At 61.2% G+C, this 19,360-nt stretch carries 14 protein-coding genes and 1 pseudogene; 8 read left to right on the top strand and 7 right to left on the bottom strand.

Annotated features, from left to right (window positions below):
• Positions 1 to 94: 94 nt before the first annotated feature.
• The 4 genes and pseudogenes from HNP00_RS06080 to HNP00_RS23740 form a co-directional block, all read right to left on the bottom strand.
• Entirely contained in the window at positions 95 to 1,033 is a 939-nt protein-coding gene (locus tag HNP00_RS06080) for a type II secretion system F family protein (RefSeq protein WP_184737009.1), read from the bottom strand.
• Positions 1,030 to 1,884, bottom strand: a complete 855-nt coding sequence (locus tag HNP00_RS06075) for a type II secretion system F family protein (protein WP_184737007.1) — start codon at positions 1,882 to 1,884, stop codon at positions 1,030 to 1,032. Before HNP00_RS06075 ends, HNP00_RS06080 begins: the two co-directional genes overlap by 4 nt.
• Entirely contained in the window at positions 1,884 to 3,107 is a 1,224-nt protein-coding gene (locus HNP00_RS06070) for a CpaF family protein (RefSeq protein ID WP_184737005.1), read from the bottom strand. Before HNP00_RS06070 ends, HNP00_RS06075 begins: the two co-directional genes overlap by 1 nt.
• Positions 3,108 to 4,055: 948 nt before the next feature.
• Positions 4,056 to 4,103 (bottom strand): annotated as a pseudogene (locus tag HNP00_RS23740) (hypothetical protein); the annotation flags it as partial.
• Here HNP00_RS23740 and HNP00_RS23150 point away from each other — a divergent pair.
• The gene (locus HNP00_RS23150) at positions 4,097 to 5,422 is read left to right on the top strand and encodes an S-layer homology domain-containing protein (protein ID WP_395893796.1); all 1,326 of its coding nucleotides are present in this window, start codon (positions 4,097 to 4,099) and stop codon (positions 5,420 to 5,422) included. The pseudogene HNP00_RS23740 and the gene HNP00_RS23150 overlap by 7 nt on opposite strands.
• A 24-nt stretch (positions 5,423 to 5,446) precedes the next feature.
• Here the strand turns inward: HNP00_RS23150 and galE are convergent, their stop codons facing one another.
• On the bottom strand, positions 5,447 to 6,481 hold the full coding sequence (gene galE / locus HNP00_RS06060) for a UDP-glucose 4-epimerase GalE (RefSeq protein WP_184737001.1): 1,035 nt from the start codon (positions 6,479 to 6,481) through the stop codon (positions 5,447 to 5,449).
• 177 nt (positions 6,482 to 6,658) lie between these two features.
• On the opposite strand from galE, the gene HNP00_RS06055 reads away from it, so the two are divergent.
• Entirely contained in the window at positions 6,659 to 8,740 is a 2,082-nt protein-coding gene (locus HNP00_RS06055) for an acyltransferase family protein (RefSeq protein WP_184736999.1), read from the top strand.
• Between the two features lie 210 nt (positions 8,741 to 8,950).
• The gene (locus tag HNP00_RS06050; RefSeq protein ID WP_184736997.1) at positions 8,951 to 11,251 is read left to right on the top strand and encodes a GH25 family lysozyme; all 2,301 of its coding nucleotides are present in this window, start codon (positions 8,951 to 8,953) and stop codon (positions 11,249 to 11,251) included.
• Between the two features lie 134 nt (positions 11,252 to 11,385).
• Here HNP00_RS06050 and HNP00_RS06045 read toward each other — a convergent pair whose 3' ends face one another.
• Both HNP00_RS06045 and HNP00_RS06040 read right to left on the bottom strand, forming a co-directional pair.
• Positions 11,386 to 11,760: a DUF2304 domain-containing protein gene (locus tag HNP00_RS06045; protein ID WP_184736995.1), complete on the bottom strand. Its 375-nt coding sequence runs from the start codon at positions 11,758 to 11,760 to the stop codon at positions 11,386 to 11,388.
• Positions 11,761 to 11,773: 13 nt separating this feature from the next.
• Entirely contained in the window at positions 11,774 to 12,439 is a 666-nt protein-coding gene (locus tag HNP00_RS06040; protein ID WP_395893787.1) for a glycosyltransferase family 2 protein, read from the bottom strand.
• A gap of 146 nt (positions 12,440 to 12,585) precedes the next feature.
• Between HNP00_RS06040 and HNP00_RS06035 the strand changes: the two genes are divergently transcribed.
• Genes HNP00_RS06035 through HNP00_RS06015 form a run of 5 tightly spaced genes read left to right on the top strand, consistent with a single transcriptional unit; the run spans position 12,586 to position 19,331 of the window.
• A complete protein-coding gene (locus HNP00_RS06035) occupies positions 12,586 to 13,740 on the top strand; it encodes a glycosyltransferase family 4 protein (protein WP_184736991.1) in 1,155 nt (384 codons plus the stop codon).
• A 2-nt stretch (positions 13,741 to 13,742) separates the two neighbouring features.
• Positions 13,743 to 14,927: a hypothetical protein gene (locus tag HNP00_RS06030; RefSeq protein WP_184736989.1), complete on the top strand. Its 1,185-nt coding sequence runs from the start codon at positions 13,743 to 13,745 to the stop codon at positions 14,925 to 14,927.
• A gap of 56 nt (positions 14,928 to 14,983) precedes the next feature.
• Positions 14,984 to 16,165 carry a non-hydrolyzing UDP-N-acetylglucosamine 2-epimerase gene (gene wecB / locus HNP00_RS06025; protein ID WP_184736988.1) on the top strand — a complete coding sequence of 394 codons (1,182 nt, stop codon included), beginning with the start codon at positions 14,984 to 14,986 and terminating at the stop codon, positions 16,163 to 16,165.
• Positions 16,162 to 17,277, top strand: coding sequence for a glycosyltransferase (locus HNP00_RS06020; RefSeq protein ID WP_184736986.1), 1,116 nt, complete (start codon positions 16,162 to 16,164; stop codon positions 17,275 to 17,277). Before wecB ends, HNP00_RS06020 begins: the two co-directional genes overlap by 4 nt.
• A 47-nt stretch (positions 17,278 to 17,324) precedes the next feature.
• Entirely contained in the window at positions 17,325 to 19,331 is a 2,007-nt protein-coding gene (locus HNP00_RS06015; protein WP_184736984.1) for a DUF6541 family protein, read from the top strand.
• Positions 19,332 to 19,360 lie beyond the last annotated feature (29 nt).

The following is a 19,360-nucleotide window of genomic DNA, read 5'->3' as shown; positions in this document are numbered from 1 at the left end:
TTCCGTGTGCAGCGAATTTCCATGCGATTTTTGTTTATGGACATTCAGCGAATGCCCATGTGATGGATGCGAAAAGGTCATTGATGATCATGCATTAGAAGCCAAGGTTCAGCGCGGCCAGGCCCGGATAGACGGCGAAAATCACAGTGAGGGGCAGGACACCGAAAACAAGCGGCACCATCATCGCGATCTCCTTGCGGCCTGCCGCTTCCATCAACTCGCGTTTGGCTGTATCTCGGACGTCTGCGGCCTGGGCTCGCAACACATCGGCCAAAGGAGTACCCCGCTCGACGGCAACGACGATTCCATCCACGAACCGGACCAGCGGGCCGAGATCGGTTCGTCCGGAAAACTCGTGCAACGCTTCGATCAGAGGCGTGCCGGCACGAGTGGCGGCCAACACCAAGGCAAACTCTTTCGCCAATTCGCCGTGGGCCGTCCGACACACGCGGTCGAGGGCGCCGCTAGCGCTCTCCCCCGCGCCCACAGCGAGTGCCATCAGTTCGGCAAGGCTGGGGAATTCCGCCAGTATCCGTCTCTCCCTGTTCTTGATCTGCATTACGAGCAAATAGTCGCGGAGGAGGAATCCACCAAGCGCACAACCCAGCACTGAGACAACCGCAGGCAACGGACTGAACCGGCCCGCCGTTACGCCCATGATCACGGCGACAACCCCAATGGCAAAGCCCCCCGCTGCCCACAGCAGTTGCTCTGCCCGAAAATCCAGCGCAGACTTTCCTGATCCAGCCTTCGCCAACCTCTTGTTGAGCGCGGTATTACCGAAGTTGAACCGCGCCATGTAGTGCACGGTGTCGCGAAACACAGGCCGCAGAATGCGTTCCAAAGGGCCGAACGGCGCGCTGTCAGGGGTTGAGGCAAGCAGTCGGGATTCAAGGTTTTGGGACTTGAGCTGCGGTTCAATGCGTTCCGAGAAGGGAATGGACCGCATGAATGGCATGCGAACGAAGATGAGCCGCAACCCTGCTCCCAGGGCAAGACCGCAAAATAAGGTCATAGCAGTCAGTGCGGTCATCGGAGCACTCTTTCGTCCTCGGGAAGGGCTCCGATGCGAAGCATGCCCCAGTAGCAGATCCCCGAGACCAAAAGCCCCACTCCGAGCACGCTGATTCCTGCCACGGAATTGTAAGCAGCAACAGCTTCCGGCCTGCTGGCCAGCAGCATCAGGACGATCCAAGGAGCGGCAACTGCCAATCGCGCTCCATTGATGGTCCATGATTGGCGTGCTTCAAGCTCGCTTCGGGTCCTGGCGCTCTCACGAAGGAACTCGGCGAGAGTTCCCAGAAGTCGGCCGAGATCGGATCCGCCCACTTCTCGGGTCAATCTGAGCGCCTCGATGATCCGGTCGGCAACAGGATCGGCAAGGCGCTCCTTTAGCTTGTTCAGCGCTGAATCGAAATGGCCGCCGGAACGGTAATCCGCACTGAACTCCCGGAAGAGGTCCCGCAGTTCCTCGGGGCCCTTGCCACCGAGCTGAACGAGGGCTTCGGGTAGCGAAAGTCCCGCCCGGATTGCCGAGCGCAGATGGTCCACCACGTCCGGCCACAGCTCCCGCAGCATGGCTGTCCGCCTGCGCGCGCGCCAGCCGACAATGGCCAAAGGAAGCCACGCACCGAACAGGCCAAAGCACGCCGCGATCGAAAGGGAGGCTGTAATGATGAAGATCACCAACACGGTGAAAAGACCCAATCCCACACATGACGCGATGAATCCCCTGCCGCTCACTTTCTCGATCCCAGCGGTGAGGAGTAAGGTCTCAAGACGTTTCGGTCCGGACTGCTTGAAGGCAATGGGGGGTTGCTCCCAGGCGGACCACCAGATGAGAAACACACCCAAGCCACATAGAACACCCAGCAGCGGCGCCATCAGTAGTGCTCCAGGAGCGTGGCAACGTCAAAGCCCGCACGGGCGAATTTCTCCGCAGCGGGCATGGAATGTGACTTGGGTTGAAGCCGACCATCCTGCATCGCGAATACCGTGGACGACTCAATGATGCCGTTCTCCACGCGTCGGCCCAGCGAAAGAACTTCTGTGACTTGCCGGCTCCCGTCCGCATGGCGGCTGCAATGGACTACGAGGTCGATGCACGATGCCACGGTTGGAACGACGAACGCGCTCGAAATGTTCTCACCGGCCAAAAGCGGCAACGTGCAAATCTTGGTCACGGCGTCGTGGGCAGAGTTGGCGTGGACAGTACACATGCCAGGCAAGCCCGAATTCAAAGCGATCAGCATGTCCAGGCTTTCGGCTTCGCGGACCTCGCCCACCACGAGACGGTCCGGACGCATGCGCAGAGCCTCTTTGACGAGTCGGCGCAGGGGAATTTCGCCCTGCCCCTCCAGGTTCGGCTGGCGGCACTGTAGGCCAACAACGTCACGTAGCGGGAGCTGGAGCTCAAAGATCTCTTCGACTGTAATAACTCGTTCCCTGGAGCCGATGTTGGCCGCGAGGCAATTGAGCATGGTTGTCTTTCCAGCCTGGGTGGCTCCCGAAACGAGGATGTTCAGCCCACTGGCCACCGCAGCTCCCAGGAATCGGGCTGATTGGGGCGTCAACGTGCCCAGTTCCACCAGATGTTCAAGCCGGCTCGCCTTGACCACGAACTTGCGGATGTTCACAGCCCAATTCCGGCGGGTGACATCGGGAATGACGACGTGGAGACGCGAGCCATCGGGCAGGGCTGCGTCTACGAACGGTGACGAGAGGTCCAGCCGGCGACCCGAGCTCTTAAGCATCCGCTCCACGAGGTCGCGGACCTGTTGCGCGCTGAGGCCAGCCGAGGTGAGTTCGGATTCGCCGTTCCGGGCAACGTAGATCTCGTTGGGGGCATTGAGCCAGATCTCTTCAATGGTGGGGTCATCCAGAAATGGCTGGAGCGGTCCGAATCCCGCAACAGCGTCAAACACGTACTTGCGAGCAGTTTCCAGATGTCCCAAGGGAGGCAACGGACCGAGAAGGGCCCGCTCGTCGTAGTCACTCACAGCCGCCTCTACGAGCCGGTGGACCTCGACTGCCTGGCTCAGAGGGTCGAGTCCACGCCGTCGAATCAGCTCGCGGACTTCATCCTCAACGATGCGCAAAGCATCCATCTTTCCCCCAAAACAAGATGCGCCCAGGCGCCACGGAACCACCAACAACGTTAAAGCTAGGCGAGATAACAACTAGGGACCAAGTCAATTTGAGCCGATTGTGGATAACTGTTCACCCACTGGTCACACTGGCAACTCATGAAACTCTGGCCACTCAAATCACCAAAATGTTATGATGAGCCATCAAAAATGGCCGCTGGTGGGGTATCTTCCGTGGTGGTGCTTCTCCTCCGGGGGTCACAGCCGTCCTCTTTCCTCCATCAGTTTCAGAGACTGCCGTCATATGAAATGCTGATCATCGCCGGGCCTCGTTTGGCTCTTCTACCGCCGGGCATCCGCTCGACTCCCGCCTCCACTAACCGGATTTGCGACGTCCTGCACGAAACGGTGCAAAGAAGGACGATCTGATGCCGAAAACACCGCGCGGTTACCTCCGCCACCGCTGGTTGAGCAGCCCGCGCCTTCTCTCTGGTGCTGCTGCACTGTTGCTGCTGGTTGCCGGGAGCTTCACGCCTGCGCGAGCCGATGCAGGATCAGCGGACAGTCCTCCCGGCACGTCGTCGGCACCGGCCTCCACCCCGGAGCCCGGCCCGGTTGCCCCCGCCATAGCAAAGTTGAAGGGACACCGGCATTCAAAGGTATGCAGCGACGCACCCCCAGGCTACGCATCGTGCCATGCGGAGATCGATGATGAAGTCTCAGGCCCCTTGGCTGCCGGGCAGCTTCTCCCCGCCGGCTACGGGCCGGCGGATCTGCAGTCCGCGTATAGCCTGCCCTCGCTCACCGCCGGAACCGGCAGAACCGTAGCGGTGGTCGATCCGTATGATGCCCCGACCGTCGAAGCTGATCTGGCGGTCTACCGGGCGAGGTACGGTCAGGCTCCGTGTTCCTCGGCCTCAGGGTGCTTTCGGAAAGTGAACCAAGACGGCGGCGCCTCCCTTCCGCCCATCAATGCGGCGTGGGCACAGGAAACGTCGCTCGATGTCCAAATGGTCTCGGCGGCCTGCCCCAACTGCAATATCCTCCTCGTCGAGGCCACGTCCAATTCGCTCACCGATTTGGGTAGTGCGGTCAACACTGCGGTTGGCCTCGGTGCCAGTGCCGTGTCGATGAGCTTCGGCGGCCCCGAATTCAAGGAAATCGCCCTATACGACGCCCATTTTTTCAATCACCAGGGGATACCTCTCGTGGCCAGTTCCGGCGACAACGGCTACACGAACGCCACCACCCCGCCCACTGTGAATTACCCTGCGTCCTCACCCAACGTCGTCGCTGCCGGCGGTACCACTTTGACCCCCGATTCAACCCGGGTCCGGGGCTGGACCGAACACGCTTGGGGAACCGCCGCTTCCGGGGCGGCTGGACCTGGCAGCGGCTGCTCCGCCTATGAGCCCAAGCCGGTTTGGCAACACGACGCAGGCTGTCCGAACCGCACCGTCGCCGACGTGGCGTCAGTCGCCGACCCGAGTACCGGCGTCGCGGTCTATGACAGCACCCCCAGTAGCGGGATGAGCGGGTGGATGGTTTTCGGCGGAACCAGCGCAGCGGCCCCAGTCATCGCCGCCGCCTACGCCCTCGCCGGCCCTGTCCCTGCAGGAATCTCCCCTGCACAGCTGCCCTACAGCTCCCCGTGGGCGCTGAACGATGCTGCCAACGGCACCAACGGGACGTGCGCCCCTACGTACCTTTGCACCGCCGGCTATGGATACGACGGGCCCACCGGGCTAGGCACCGCGCGGGGACTGACTGCATTCGCCCCTTCGACTCCGCCTTCGTTCACGGACGTCCCCACCAACTACGTCTTCTACACGGAAATCACGTGGCTGGCGTACAACGGCATCACCACTGGTTATCCGGACGGCACCTTCCGCCCCGGCCAACCGACCATCCGCGAAGCAATGGCCGCGTTCCTCTACCGTCTCAGGGGAAGCCCCGCCTTCATCCCCCCGCTCATCTCTCCGTTCAACGACATCGGGCTCTTCTCACCGTTTTACAAGGAAATTACCTGGCTGGCTTCAACCGGTATCACTACTGGCTACCCCGACCGTACCTACCGTCCCCTGAACCCTGTCAATCGCGATACTATGGCCGCATTCCTCTACCGGCTTGCCGGCAGCCCGGCCTACACCGCGCCGGCCACCTCACCTTTCACCGACCTCACCCCGGCCAGCCCGTTCTACCGCGAAATCTGCTGGCTGGCCTCAACCGGCATCACCAACGGATATCCCGACGGTACCTACCGTCCCCTGAACCCTATTAACCGTGATGCCATGGCCGCCTTCATGTACCGCTACAACGCCAAACACGGACGCTAATACAAGCAGCTTAAACCGGCCGGGTCAGACTCCAGCGGCCTCGTGCGCAGCGGAATAGCCGTGGGGGTTACGACTCTGCCAGCGCCAGTGGTCCTCGCACATCTGCGCAAGGTTCCGGCGCGCGGACCACCCCAGATCCGCGAGAGCGGCGGACGGATCGGCGTAGCTGATGGCGGCATCTCCGGGTCGCCTCGGCGCGAATTCATAGGGAACTTCGTGGCCTGCCGCCTCGCTGAATGCCCTGATGACTTCCAGCACCGATGATCCCCGGCCGGTTCCAAGGTTCCAACGGAACACGCCGGTCCTCTTGCTGAGATGACCCAAGGCAGCGAGGTGACCCGCGGCCAGGTCCATCACATGGATGTAGTCGCGCACGCCGGTACCGTCCGTCGTCGGGTAGTCGTTCCCGAAAACCATCACCTTTTCGCGCCGTCCGACGGCGACCTGCGCCACGAAGGGCAACAGGTTGTTGGGAACGCCGCTCGGATCCTCGCCGATAAGGCCGGACTCATGAGCGCCGACCGGATTGAAGTACCGGAGCAGGGCGATGCTCCAACTCCCGTCCGCGGCACCTAGATCCGAAAGAATGTCCTCGATTTGTTCCTTGGTGCGACCGTAAGGATTGGTTGCGTCCAGCGGCGACTTCTCGATGAGGGGAACTTCCTCCGAGGCGCCGTAGACCGTAGCCGAGGAACTGAAGACCAGGCGACGCACGCCAGCGGCGTCCATGCTGTGCAGCAAGTTGAGTGTGCCTACCACGTTGTTCTGGTAATACCAGAGTGGTTTCTCGACAGACTCGCCAACTGCCTTCAGGCCGGCGAAATGGATGACGGCCTCGAAGCCTCCCTCGGCGAAGATGGCGTCGACGGCGGCAACGTCGAGCAGGTCGACCTTGCGGAAGTCCACGCTCTTTCCCGTGAGCTGTTCCACCCTGCGCAGGGACTCGGGGTTCGAGTTCATCAAATTGTCGAGGACCACGACCTCGTGCCCCTCTTCGAGGAGACAAAGCGCAGTGTGCGATCCGATGTATCCGGCACCGCCGGTAACCAATACCTTCATGTGCTCAAGTGTAGGGCGGGAGGTGGACGCATCCTCATTCCCCGGCAATTGGCTGCCTGAGGACAATGATTGTGCCACACTACCGCCCAACAACTACCATGGAAGGCGACGTTCGTCGTCCACATGCCGGGAACCTGAAGGATTCGGCTCCGAACTACCCGAAGCAGAAAGTACCTCATGCCGCCCATCACGGCCGAACAAACGCTCGAACGCCCACTGGGCCGAAGCGCGCCGAAGACGTCGCTGCGAAACGACATCCAGGGCCTGCGAGCGATCGCCGTCGTGTCAGTACTTCTCTATCACATGGGCGTACCCTTCATTCCGGGCGGTTTTGTCGGGGTTGACGTCTTCTTCGTCATCTCTGGTTTCCTCATTTCCGGCCTGATCATTCGCGAGCTGCAACGGACCGGGACCTTTTCCTTTTCCGGCTTCTACGCCCGGCGGCTCAAGCGCCTCGCTCCCGTGTACCTGATGGTCCTTCTGGCCTCCGGGACCGCCGTCATGACCCTGCTGACACCTCTGCAAGCGGGCCGTTATGTCAAGGATCTGATCGCCGCCGCGCTTTACGCGGCCAACTTCAATTTCGCAGGCCAAACCGCAGGCTATTTTGCCGATCCGGAACCGTCGCCTTTCATCCATTTCTGGTCATTGGCGGTGGAGGAACAGTTCTACTTTGTCTGGCCGATCATGCTGTTTGCTGTGCTGGTCAAGGCGCGGCGTTCCAAGCACCTGCTTTGGTATCTCTTGGGCGGCGTGTTTGCCGTCTCCCTGGCGCTGAGCATCGTGCTCTCGCACCTGGATCCCACAAGCTCGTACTACCTTCTCCATACGAGGGCCTGGGAGCTCGCAGCAGGGGCGCTGACCTATCTCGTTTCCGCAAAGCTCACGGCGCTGAGCGGCAAGTTGCGGATTTTGCTCATGGGAACAGGACTTGCCTTGATTGTCCTGTCCTCACTTCTCGTTACGAAGACTCTCGAATTTCCGGGCTGGGTTGCCCTGTTCCCGGTACTCGGCACTGTGGCGATCATTCTCTCGGGGAGCGGTGGCTTTATGGCGCCCGGCGCCGACCGATTGCTGGGCAACAAGCCCATGTTGTTCCTTGGGAATATCTCCTACTCGCTGTATCTATGGCACTGGCCGCTCCTGGTCGTCCCGCAATTGCTCGCGGCCGAACCGCTTCGCCTGCGCGAAAAAGCTGTCCTGGCCGCGATCGCCATCGTCCTTGCAGCACTCACCTACCGATTCGTCGAAAAGCCTTTCCAAGCCCTAAGTATTGCGTCGCGAAAGAAGCGGACGTATCTAGTCGCGCTAGGCACGACGGCGGTTCTCGTCACTGCGTTCGGCGGATGGGGACTCGTGCAGCAGCAGTCGCTACAGTCCGCGCAGGCTTCGAGCAAGCTCACCATCGGTGCCGACAGGCCCGGAACCGGATTGTCCGGTTTTGCCGACTCCGTGGTCGACTCCAGCGGCAGTTGGATCGCGCAGACCCAGCTCATCCCGTCCTTGGACACGGTCGACAAGGACCTGACCGATATTTTCACCAATGGTTGCAACAATAACGGAGCAGATTTCAAGGCTTCCGGCTGCGAATTCGGAAAGCTTGACTCATCGCGGACTGTGGTCCTTTTCGGGGACTCCCACGCAGGCCATTGGTTCCCAGCCCTGAAGAAAGCTGCCGAGGTGGAGGGCTTCCGGCTCATTACGATCACAAAATCGGCCTGTCCCTCGGTACAGCTTCCAATCACCGGACATCCCGATATCAACGGCCCATTCAACTGCCAAGAGTTCCAGCGTGCAGGCCTGGAACGTATCCGTGAGCTGAAACCGGACCGAGTAGTGATCTCGAACTCCGAACGCAGCTACCAGGGCTTCCCTGGCGTCGGGCCGGATTACGACAAACAGTGGGGGGCTGGACTCGCGTCCCTGCTGAACGGCTTGCCGACTGGCACCAAAGCGGTGATTGTGGGTGACAACCCCGGCTGGCCGCAGAATCCCAACTCTTGCGTCTCCAAGCATCTGAACGATCCGGACACTTGTGCGGTGAAGCGCGCCGACTCCTACAGCTCGGCGCTGCAGACAATTGAACGGGACGCCGTCACTGCCCATGGCGGGACCTTCGTGGATACCGTGAACCTGCTCTGCGACAAAGACGTTTGTCCCGCCGTCTACCGCAATGTGCTGATGTCTCGGGACGGCAACCACATCACCACTCCGGTTGCCCGGGCTCTGACCGCCCAGATCGCGGCAGCGCTGCGCTAACCTGCCGCTGCTTGATCTCGCCATCTCCAGTAACATAGGAAACAATGGCAACAGTAGTAACAACCGTCCCCGGTGTCATGTTGTTTCCGCCATGCGGAGGGTGCGGCTGTTCGATCCGCCCTGGTGCACCCGTGTTCAACGTGCTGGGTGCACCGGGACGGTAAGCTTACCCTTCTCCAGGAGAACAATATGAGTCGAGTTCGGACCCTGATGTCCACTCAGAACGTCCGCACCCGCTGGCGCTGGGGAGTGGCGGTAAGCGCTTCTGCCTTCCTGGTGCTTACGTCACTGGTTCAGGCGTCGGCGGCCGAGACCACTTCCGTTCCTTCAGCTCCAACGGCACTGCCTTCCGCGGTGAACAGCGACTTTCTTTCGAGAATCGGTCCAAACGGAGCCAGCATGGGTGACGGCGTACGCAAGCACCAGCGAAGCGCCACGCCCGGGGCGGCCTCATTGGGCTCCGCCGCCGCAATGTCCACCTGGATGCCCAGTGGGGTGCAAGGCTTGGACGTCAGCTACTACCAAGCGGGAGTGGACTGGGGCGCGGAAGTCGCGAAAGGCGCAAAGTTCGCCTATGTGAAAGCGACCGAGGGAAACTACTACCTCAACCCCGCGTTTTCCCAACAGTTCAACAAATCCTACGACGCCGGCCTGGTCCGAGGTTCCTACCACTTCGCGATCCCCCATCCTGATGCCGGGACCGCAGCCGATCAGGCACGGTACTTCGTCGCCAACGGAGGGGTGTGGTCCAACGACGGCAAGACACTCCCTCCTCTGCTGGACATCGAATACAACCCCTACGTGGGTTCGTACTTCGGGAACACCTGCTATGACCGCACACCGGATCAAATCGTTGCGTGGGTCAGGGATTTCTCCGATACCGTGTACTCGCTGACTAAGCGGCTTCCCGCGATTTACACGACGACGGACTGGTGGAGTACTTGCGCTGGAAACAACGGAGGATTCTCCGGGAACCCACTGCATATCGCGTCATACTTCACACAGCCCGCCAGCAGCCCTGGGACACTTCCCAACGGCTGGCTGGGCTACGATATCTGGCAATACAGCAGCACAGGACCCTTCGCCGGTGACTCTGACGTATGGCGTGGCACGCTTGGCCAGCTGCAGACCTTCGCGACCGGCGTTACGGTCAACACCAACGGAGGCATCGGCCAGAGCTGGCTCGCTGCTGGTGGAGCCACCGGTTCGTGGGGCTCCCCCACCAGCTTCGAGAGCTGCGATTCCTCGCTATGTCTCCAGGTTTTCGAACGCCGGATGGTGTATTGGACAGCGCAGCGCGGCGTACTATCAGTCGCCACGTCCGGCGGAATAGGCTCCCTTTGGCGCAGTTCGGGAGCGGCCGCAGGGCCCTTCGGGCTACCAATAGGCAACGAAGCCTGCAATGGCTCCTATTGCGTTCAAAACTTCGAAAACGGGGACCTCTACTGGTCGGCCACCACCGGGGTCCAAACGATCTACTCCGGGCCGGACAACTCTACGATCGGCGCCTACTGGAAGAGCCTGGGCGGCCCGAGCAGCAAATACGGTCTTCCGACTACTGGCGAGTCCTGCGCCGCCAGCTACTGCGTCCAGTACTTTGAGCGCGGATCGATCTACTGGACCGCCGCCACCGGCATCCAACCTGTCTACACGGCGGGCGACAACTCGACCGTCGGTGGCGCATGGATCAAGCTGGGTGGCCTGAACAGCAAGTTCGGCTTCCCGACGTCGAGCGAGCGATGCTATTCGAACTATTGCGTGCAGATGTTCCAAAGAGGCCAAATCCTCTGGAGTGCTGTCGGGGGCGTCCAGCCAGTCTTCACCAATGGCGACAATTCCACGATCGGCGGGCTCTGGGTCAAATCCGGCGCGACCACGAGCCGGTATGGATTCCCGATCGGGCCCGAAACTTGTTCCAGTGCCTCGTGCCAGCAGCGTTTCCAGTTCGGTACCATAGTCTGGAGCGCCGTCGGCGGAATTCAACCCCTCTATTACAGCAACGACAACTCCACAGTCGCTGCGTACTACACCCTGAATCTCGGCGGAACCGCCGGTAAATACGGCTTCCCGATCAGCGCGGAGACCTGCCAATCCGGTGCGTGCGTGCAGAAGTTCCAGTTCGGCAATGTCTACTGGAGCGCCGCGGGCGGGATACAACCGGTGTGGACCAATGGCTCACCGCAGACGGTCGGAGGCTACTACGAATCGTTGGGCGGGCCGACCAGTGCTTTGTCATATCCGGCCGGCGCGGAACAGTGCAAGAGCACTATCTGCTACCAGCGCTTCCTCTCGGGGTTCGTGACGTGGTCGGCTTCAACCGGCCTTCAGATCGTCAATACCAGCAAGGAAATCGGCCAGGCCTGGCTCAGCCGGGGTGGCGTCGACGGGGCCTTGGGAATCCCGCGCAGCAGTGAACAGTGTTCCAGCAGCACAAGCTGCTCACAGAGCTTCATGAATGGCACAATCCGTTGGACCGCTGCAGGGGGAATCACCATCGTCATGAACCCGTAGCCGTGTACGGCGACGGGACCCGGCCTCAGTGAAAGCCTTCGACAACCAAGGAAGGCTGGCCCCGGAACGACAGATGGTCCAGGGCCGGCCTCTTTGTTGGCGTTTTGCACGAAAGCGGAACGCGTCAGGGCATTTCAGTTTTCGTGACGCTGGCTCACTTGCTCGGCTGCGTCTTCGGGACGGGGAACCTCGTCGATCGCGATCCGGCGGGCGAGGCGGGTCATGGATGTCTCCATGTGACGGAATCGCTGATACGTCGTGGACATGAAGACCAACACCGAGACGATGGTTCCGTACAAGACGAGGTCGGTCCCGCGCCCTACGCCGAAGAACGTAGCGACAGTGGAGAGCATGCCTGGGAAGAAAATCGAGAGAACCGCTACCACGGCGAACACGATCAGCAGCATCCGGCGGATAGCGAGGTGACGGGCATTGGATCCCCCGCGCATCAGTGCCACAGAGACAAAGATGACGGCAAGGACAAGCGCAATCTGGACGATAATCAACATGTCGGGGACCTTACTATTTGAAGAACAGCTCGAAAACGATGTTGACAGCGTTCAGAAGAGACTGGCCTTTGGCTTTGGAATAGTCGGTGTAGATGATCTCGACAGGATGCTCCACATACCGTGGCTGCATCTTCGCCAGCTGATGTACGAGTTCCGAGGCATGGGCCATCCGGTTCTGCGTGAGATGAATCCGCTGAGCCACTGCGGGGCTGATGGCCCGGAGTCCGTTGTGTGCGTCCGTAAGATCCATGCCCGTGGCCAGTCGTGACTGGATAGCGGCGGTCTTCAGCACAACGCGCTTAGCGGGTGACAGCTTGGTCCGTTTGTCCAGGAACCTTGAGCCCAGGACGATCTCCGCTTCGCCGCTACGGATCCGCTCAACCATCGCTTTGGCGTCTTCAATCCGGTGCTGCCCATCGGCGTCGAACGTCACAATGCAATCGAGCTCGGGGTCTTGAAGAGCGTATTCGAACCCAGTCTGCAGGGCTGCGCCCTGGCCCAGATTGATGGGATGCTGTACAACTATCGCGCCAGCCGCGCGCGCGATGTCTTGGGAGCCATCGGAACTGCCGTCGTCAACACAGACAACGTGGGGAAACTCCTTCCGGAGATCCGCCACGACCCCGCCGACGACGGTAGCCTCGTTGTACATCGGGATAACGAACCATGTGCGACTCACAAGAGTCCAGTATTCCATATGCCCGACCGGCGCCCCCGCCCCCGGGCTGCAGGATGCTGCCGGTATAGTGGTCAAACCCGGCGCATCGGGCTGTCGCAAGTGCTGGCGACGGCGGTGTGGGCCCCGAGAGAAAGCTGCCAGTTACTTTGACCGCCCCTGTTCTTCCGGTTCCGGAACCTGCCCACCACATTGCGTTCGTCGTGAACAACTTCCTGCCTAAGATCGGGGGCGTGGAGTTCCACGTAGCCGCGCTCGCCAAGGAACTCGCCAACTTGGGGGTCCGGGTCACTATCTTTAGCCTTGACAACGACACACCTTCGGACCTGGCCTCCAATCCGAAAATTGTCCGATTCAAATGCTCCCCGGCTGTCGGCGGGGTCCTCGCGTGGCCGTGGCCCGGGACTGCAAGGAAAATCCGGAAAATGCTCGCCCAAGAGTCGGTCACGGCGATCTCCTCGCATACTCGTTTTTTTCCTATGTCCTTGATCGGCGTCCGACTGGCCCGGCGGCTGTCCGTTCCGGGCATCCACACGGAACATGGCTCTGCAGAGGTCAAGGGGGTCTCGCCCCTCGTGGCCCTGGCCAGCAGGCTGATCGACAAAACCATGGGCAGGCTCGTGCTGCGTGGCGCCACCACAGTCCTATGTATTTCGGAGGGAGCACGCGACTTCGTCCGCGAGCTCGCCGGTGTTAACGGCCAGGTCTTTCACAACGCCATCGACACGACCGCCTTCGCATGTAGGTCCGAGGAGGGGCCTGAAATCGCCGCTCGGAGGACAAAGCTGGTTTATGTCGGACGGGTCGTCCCCGGCAAGGGTTGGGATCTCGCCCTCGCAACTGCCGAGCATCTTGCAGCTGACTACCCGGAAATGGAACTACATGTGGTCGGCGATGGCACCGAGCGCGCAGCATTGGAAGCTCGAGCCGCAGCCTCGCCGATGGCAGACCGCGTCATCGTCCATGGCCAGCAACCACAGGCCCGGATAGCGGAGTTGCTGCGGGGCGGCGTCTTCCTCAACCCCACAACGCTCTCCGAGGGTTTCCAGACCACCTTGCTCGAAGCCGTTGCGGCTGGCGCCGCGGTCGTCAGCACACCGGTCGGTGCTGCTCAGTACCTCCTTGCGGCCGGCGCGGACGTACGGCTTGCCGAGGCCGGGGATTCCGGTGCTTGGGTCGAGAACGTCCGGGACGCACTCGACTCCCCTGCGTCCCGACCGGCGCCCGAGCTCGTGGCATCCTTCGACTGGAAACAGCGGGCGGCGGAGTATTTGGCGGTTGTTGACAGCGTGCGGAAGCCCTGAGGATGGCGCGGCTCCACTTCCTCGGTTCCTCCCTGCTGGGTGCGGCGGGCAGCGCCATGGTGCCCATCTCGGCCCTATTGCTGTTCTCAACAGCGGAGTACGGCGCATTTTCCGTTCCGTATCTGATCTTTGCCCTGGGCTGGTCGATGACCCTTTCTGCAATCTGCGACACCTGGGCGCGAGGGCGGACGCAGAACCCAATCCACAATGAATGGCTCGGTTACTCGGGCGCACTGTTCACGGGTGCCGCCCTCGCCGGGATTCTCACCCTTGCTGTCGCTGCGGTAGTCCTCGGCAACTGGACCAACGCCATTGCCTCCGCGCTCGGCGTGGCGGCCAACATCTACCGCTTGGGCGCCCGGTTCTTCCATTCGGCGAGCCGGGGCCCCCAGGCCGTTCTGATATCCGACGTCGTCGGCGTCGCCGTGTTCATCCTGACAGTGGCGGCTGCCTTGTTCTTCCGCACCGGGGCTCTGGGCGGGGTGCTGGGGGCGTGGGCACTGGCAAGCATTGCTTCCTCCATGCTTTTCCCCCCGTCGCGCTTCCGCCGCGGATCGGGCCTCGTCGCCTGGATCCAGCAGCGGCGAAAACGGATTGTTCCCCTGCTGGGCGAGTCCCTGCTGATGGACGCGGGATCGATCGGCGCGCCTCTCGCGATGGCGCCCTTCCTTGGCACAAGCAATTTCGGCGCATACCGGAGCATCTCAAGTGTTGCCATGCCCATCCAGCTGACGCTCGATCCCATCCGGCCGAACATTTCCCAAATGCCACCACGGCTGCTGCTGAGCCGAAAGGTACTTTTTGGAGTCCTCGGCATGGCGGGATTGATGGCGCTCGGCTGTTTTGTGGTCCTCGGCTTCATCCTTCCCCAGCTTCATTTCGTTGCCGGTGCCCTGGCGACCCTCGCGAAGTACGCGGCAGCCTGCACCATCTATGTCGCGGTCGGGTTCTTAGGACACTTCTACTACGTCGTCTCCCGCGGCATCCTGGCTCACGACAGCCTCGTCAAGGGTCGGGCGGTCCAGACAGTCATGCACATCCTGTTCCCGTTCACAGGCTTGTTCCTCAATGGGCTTGATGGGGCCGTTTGGGGCTTCGTCGCAGCGAATGCAGCCGCCGCGTTGGTCTGGCCGGCATTCCTTGTCCGCCAGCACGGCCGGATACTAGTTCAGGCCAGCAAGTCCTAAGTGGCAGCTTTGGTAAAGTGGCCAGAGTTTCACTGTGATCACCAAAGGGAGTTTTGATGCGTACGCTCATGCCGATTTACGGCACCCGCCCGGAAGCCATCAAGATGGCTCCGATCGTCTCAGCACTCCACGAGTCCCCGGACTTTGAGTGCGTTGTAACAGTGACCGGGCAGCACAGGCAGATGCTGGACCAGGTTAACGAGTTGTTCGAAATCGTTCCCGACTATGACCTGAACATCATCCAGCCCCGGCAGTCGCTGACCGGCATCATGACCCGGACCATGCAGGGACTCGACAAACTCTTCAATGAGCGGAAGCCTGACGCTGTAATCGTCCAGGGCGACACCACGACGTCGACTGCCGCCGCCATCGCGGCGTTTTACCACGGCATTCCGGTCATCCATGTGGAGGCTGGACTGCGCAGCGGAAACCTCCATTCGCCGTTCCCGGAAGAGGCGAACCGGAAGATCACCTCGCAAATCACTGCCCTCCACTTGGCTCCGACCTCGGAGAGCAAGAGAAACCTCCTGGCGGAAGGCATCCCGGATAAGGACATCGTCGTAACCGGCAACACCGTCATTGATGCCCTGCTGGCCACCGTCGGCAAGCGGGTTCCCTTTTCCGACCCTGTGCTGCAGGAGCTTGCGGACACCGGGCGCCGGATCCTGCTGGTCACCACGCACCGCCGTGAGAACCAGGGCGAGGCCATGCGCGCGGTAGGACGCGCCCTTGCCCGGATCGCCGAGGGCGAGCCAGACCTCACAATCGTCCTTCCCGCCCATAAGAATCCGGTGGTGCGGGAAGCTGTCCTTCCATTCATCGAAACGTGCCCAAACGTCATCGTGACTGAGCCACTTGCCTACGGCGAGTTCACTCGCATGCTTTCCCTTGCCGACGTCGTGCTCACGGATTCCGGTGGAGTCCAGGAGGAGGCCCCCAGCCTCGCCAAGCCGGTCCTCGTTATGCGCGAGAACACCGAACGACCCGAAGCCGTGGACGCCGGGACAGTGCGGCTGATCGGTACTGACGAGAACCGGATTGTCTCAGAGGTCACCGCGCTCCTGCACGACGAGGCGCACTACACTTCGATGGCGCAGGCAGTAAACCCCTACGGCGACGGCAACGCCAGTGCCCGCACCCTGGCCGCCGTCCGCGCCTTGTTCGGAACCGGGGAACGGTTGCCGGACTTCGATCCGTCGTTCCCGCATCGAGCATCCGAGGCCGGCGCGCACGCATGACCATCGCCTTTCTACGTGCAACGCATGTTGCCCCTGACCCACGGGTCGAAAAGGAAGTCAATAGCGTTCTGACGGAACACCCTGACATCCTGATCCTGGGCTGGGACCGCGACGGCGATCTTGCCCGGGACGAAGTTCTAACGTTTCCCAACGGCCGCGCACGGATCATTCGTTCGGGGATCAAATCGAGCTACGGTGCGAGCCTCGGAACGCTGCTGGGCATGGCATTGTTCCAACTATTTCTACTGCGGCAGTTGTGGAAGCACCGCAAGGACCTCACCGCAATCCATGCGAGCGACCTCGGCACCGCATTGAGCGGCCTGATCATGGCCAGGATCCTGCGTGTGCCATTGGTCTACGACATTTACGACTACTTTGTTGATTCATTTTCGGTTCCCCGTACTGTGGCTCCGCTGATCGAACGAATCGATACGTTTGTCATCAACCGGGCCGACGTTGTGATCATTGTCGGCGAAAACCGCGAGTCGCAACTGGCCAAGGCCCGACCGAAGCGGCTGGTGGTCATCCACAACTCGCCGCCCAACACGGACGTGCAGGCAGTAAGGGACGCGGATTACCGCAAACGGTTCGTCTATGTCGGAATCCTCAGCGAAGGCCGCCTCATCTCCGAGCTTTTGGAGCTATTCTCCCGACGACCAGATTGGCACTTGGACATCGGCGGTTTTGGTGCTCTCGAAGGGAAAGCTCGCCAGTTCGCCGCCGACTATGACTCCATCACTTTCCACGGCCGGCTGCCGTATGCGGAAACGCTAAAGCTGGAAGCAGCGGCAGACTGTCTGCTCGCCGTTTACGATCCTGCGGTTCCCAACCACAAATTCTCCTCGCCAAACAAGTTCTACGAGGCTCTGATGCTGGGTTTGCCGATAATTGTCGCCAAAGACACAGGTGTGGACGAGTTAGTCAGCAACCATAAAGTAGGCGCGGTCTGTGATTACTCTGCGGCTTCTTTCGAAGCGACTGCAGGCCGCCTGTTCGCCGATGCCGATGAGCTTACGGAAATTCAATTACGCGCTCGTACGCTTTTCAAATCCACTTTCAGCTGGGACATCATGGAGGAACGCCTCCTCTCGATCTACCGCTCAATTCTCTAGACTGCGCCGGAAAGTAGTTTCATGTTGCCTTGCAATGGGGTATGCCCATGATTTACGCCAGCCTGGCCCCCTTGGTAGCCGCCGCAATCCTGATTCTGCTGGTCCCAGGTCTCCTGCTCGCATGGGCAACAGGTGTTCGCGGTTGGGTGCTCGCCGGCTCGGCCGGACCTGCAAGTGTGACCCTCATATCCGTTTCCGCGATACTCGCCGGTTTCGCCGGCCTTCCCTGGAACATTCTGGTGGTTCTCGCTGTATCCGTCCTCCTTGCAGTGGCGATCTTCGCGGTGCGCCGGCTGTGGCCGTCGTCGATCCGCAGGCGAGGGACACGTTCCGGGAGGACCTCCCGAAACTGGAATGGCATCTTCATCAGCTGGCTTGCCATGGCGGCAGTGTTTGCGGTGCTCTTCTGGCGACTCGGCCAGGTCTTCGGTGGACCCGAGAACATCTCGCAAACCTTTGACAATATCTTCCATCTCAACGCTGTCCGCTACATCGTGGACACAGGCAACGCGTCCTCGCTGCGGGTTAGCGGATTCACCGCTTCCAACGGGATCGGCGGCTTCTACCCTGCCGCGTGGCATGATGTCGTATCGCTGACCCAGCAACTGACGGGCAGCACGATTCCGGCGGCAGTCAATGCCACCAACATTGCCATTGGGGGGCTCATCTGGCCCTTGTCGTGCGTTCTGCTCGCGACCTCCCTCTTCGGCCGGCGCCGAACAGTGGTTGTCAGCAGCTGCGCCCTCGCAGCAGGCTTCAGCGCTTTCCCTTTTCTGATGGTCGATTTCGGCGTCCTCTACCCGAACCTACTTTCAATCGCGATGCTCCCCGCCTGCATCGCGCTCCTTGCCCTGGCCCTTCGGGTGGCTCGTGGCTTGGCACTTCCGCCTGGCTCTGCCTGGATCCTGCTGTTGGGAGCCCTTCCGGGACTTGCCCTAGCGCACCCAAGCACCCTTTTGGCGTTTTTCGCATGGACGTATCCGGCAGTCTTGGCAGCCGGCGTCGCGGCTTTCCGGCTCTGGCGACCTCGCTTCGGGGCCCGGCCCACGGCGGCAACGCTCCTGATCGCGTTGATTGTTTACACCGGTGTGCTCACAATCGGCTGGAAGGTCCTTCGGCCGGACGAGGCCCAGTCCACGTGGCAACCCGTTCAGACACTCAGCCAGGCCTTCGGACAGGCTCTGACTAGCTCTCCCCAAGGCCGACCGATCCCGTGGCTCATCTTCGCGTTGACCCTGCTCGGGATCTGGGCACTGTTACGGCAGCGCCGTCACCTCTGGCTGCTGGCAATGTTCGTTGTTTCCGGACTGATGTTCATCATCGTTTCGGGCTACCCCTTCGGGAGCTTCCGGACCTGGTTCGGCGGCGTCTGGTACAACGATCCGTTCCGCCTGGCGGCACTATTGCCTGTAGCAACCCTGCCGGTCGCAGTTTTCGGTGCCGCGTGGCTGGCCGATCTCCTGCGAGGGTTCCTCCACGACCGTCTAACCGCGCGCAAGGCGCCGGTGTTGAGGGAATGGGTCAGCGGAACCCGGGCTAAGACAGCGTCCGTCATTCTTTCTGTGCTCGCGTTGTGCGGACTCTTCGTGCTTTCCCAAGGCGGGGCCGTGTCCGCAGCCGTTCGCTCCGCGGCGAGCAACTATGCGGTCACGTCGGATTCACCGTTGGTCTCCCGTGACGAGATGACGTTGCTGCGGAGGGCTGGCTCCGAGATTCCTGCTGACAACGTCGTCGTCTCGAGTCCGTGGACGGGTGCTTCCATGGTCTACGCAATCTCGGACCGCAAATCCCTGACGCCTCACGTTTTCGGAGAGTATGACGCCTCGACGATCGAAATCCTGCGTCAACTCAATCATGCGGGTGAAACGCCGGAAGTTTGCGACGCTGTCCGCAAGCTCAAGGCATACTACGTTTTGGATTTCGGCACCCGCGAAGTCCATGGGGGCCACCACGAATTTCCTGGCGTCCAGAACCTTGAGATAAATCCTGGCTTCAGGCTCATCGATTCCGAAGGGCCTGCGAAGCTTTACAAGGTCTCGGCCTGCGGAGCCTGACGCCTCGCAAGCCTCGGCGTGTGTCCAAC

The sequence above is a fragment of the Arthrobacter sp. AZCC_0090 genome, from assembly GCF_014207375.1.
Classification (GTDB): domain Bacteria; phylum Actinomycetota; class Actinomycetes; order Actinomycetales; family Micrococcaceae; genus Arthrobacter.
This window is presented reverse-complemented; position numbering and strand designations above follow the sequence as displayed.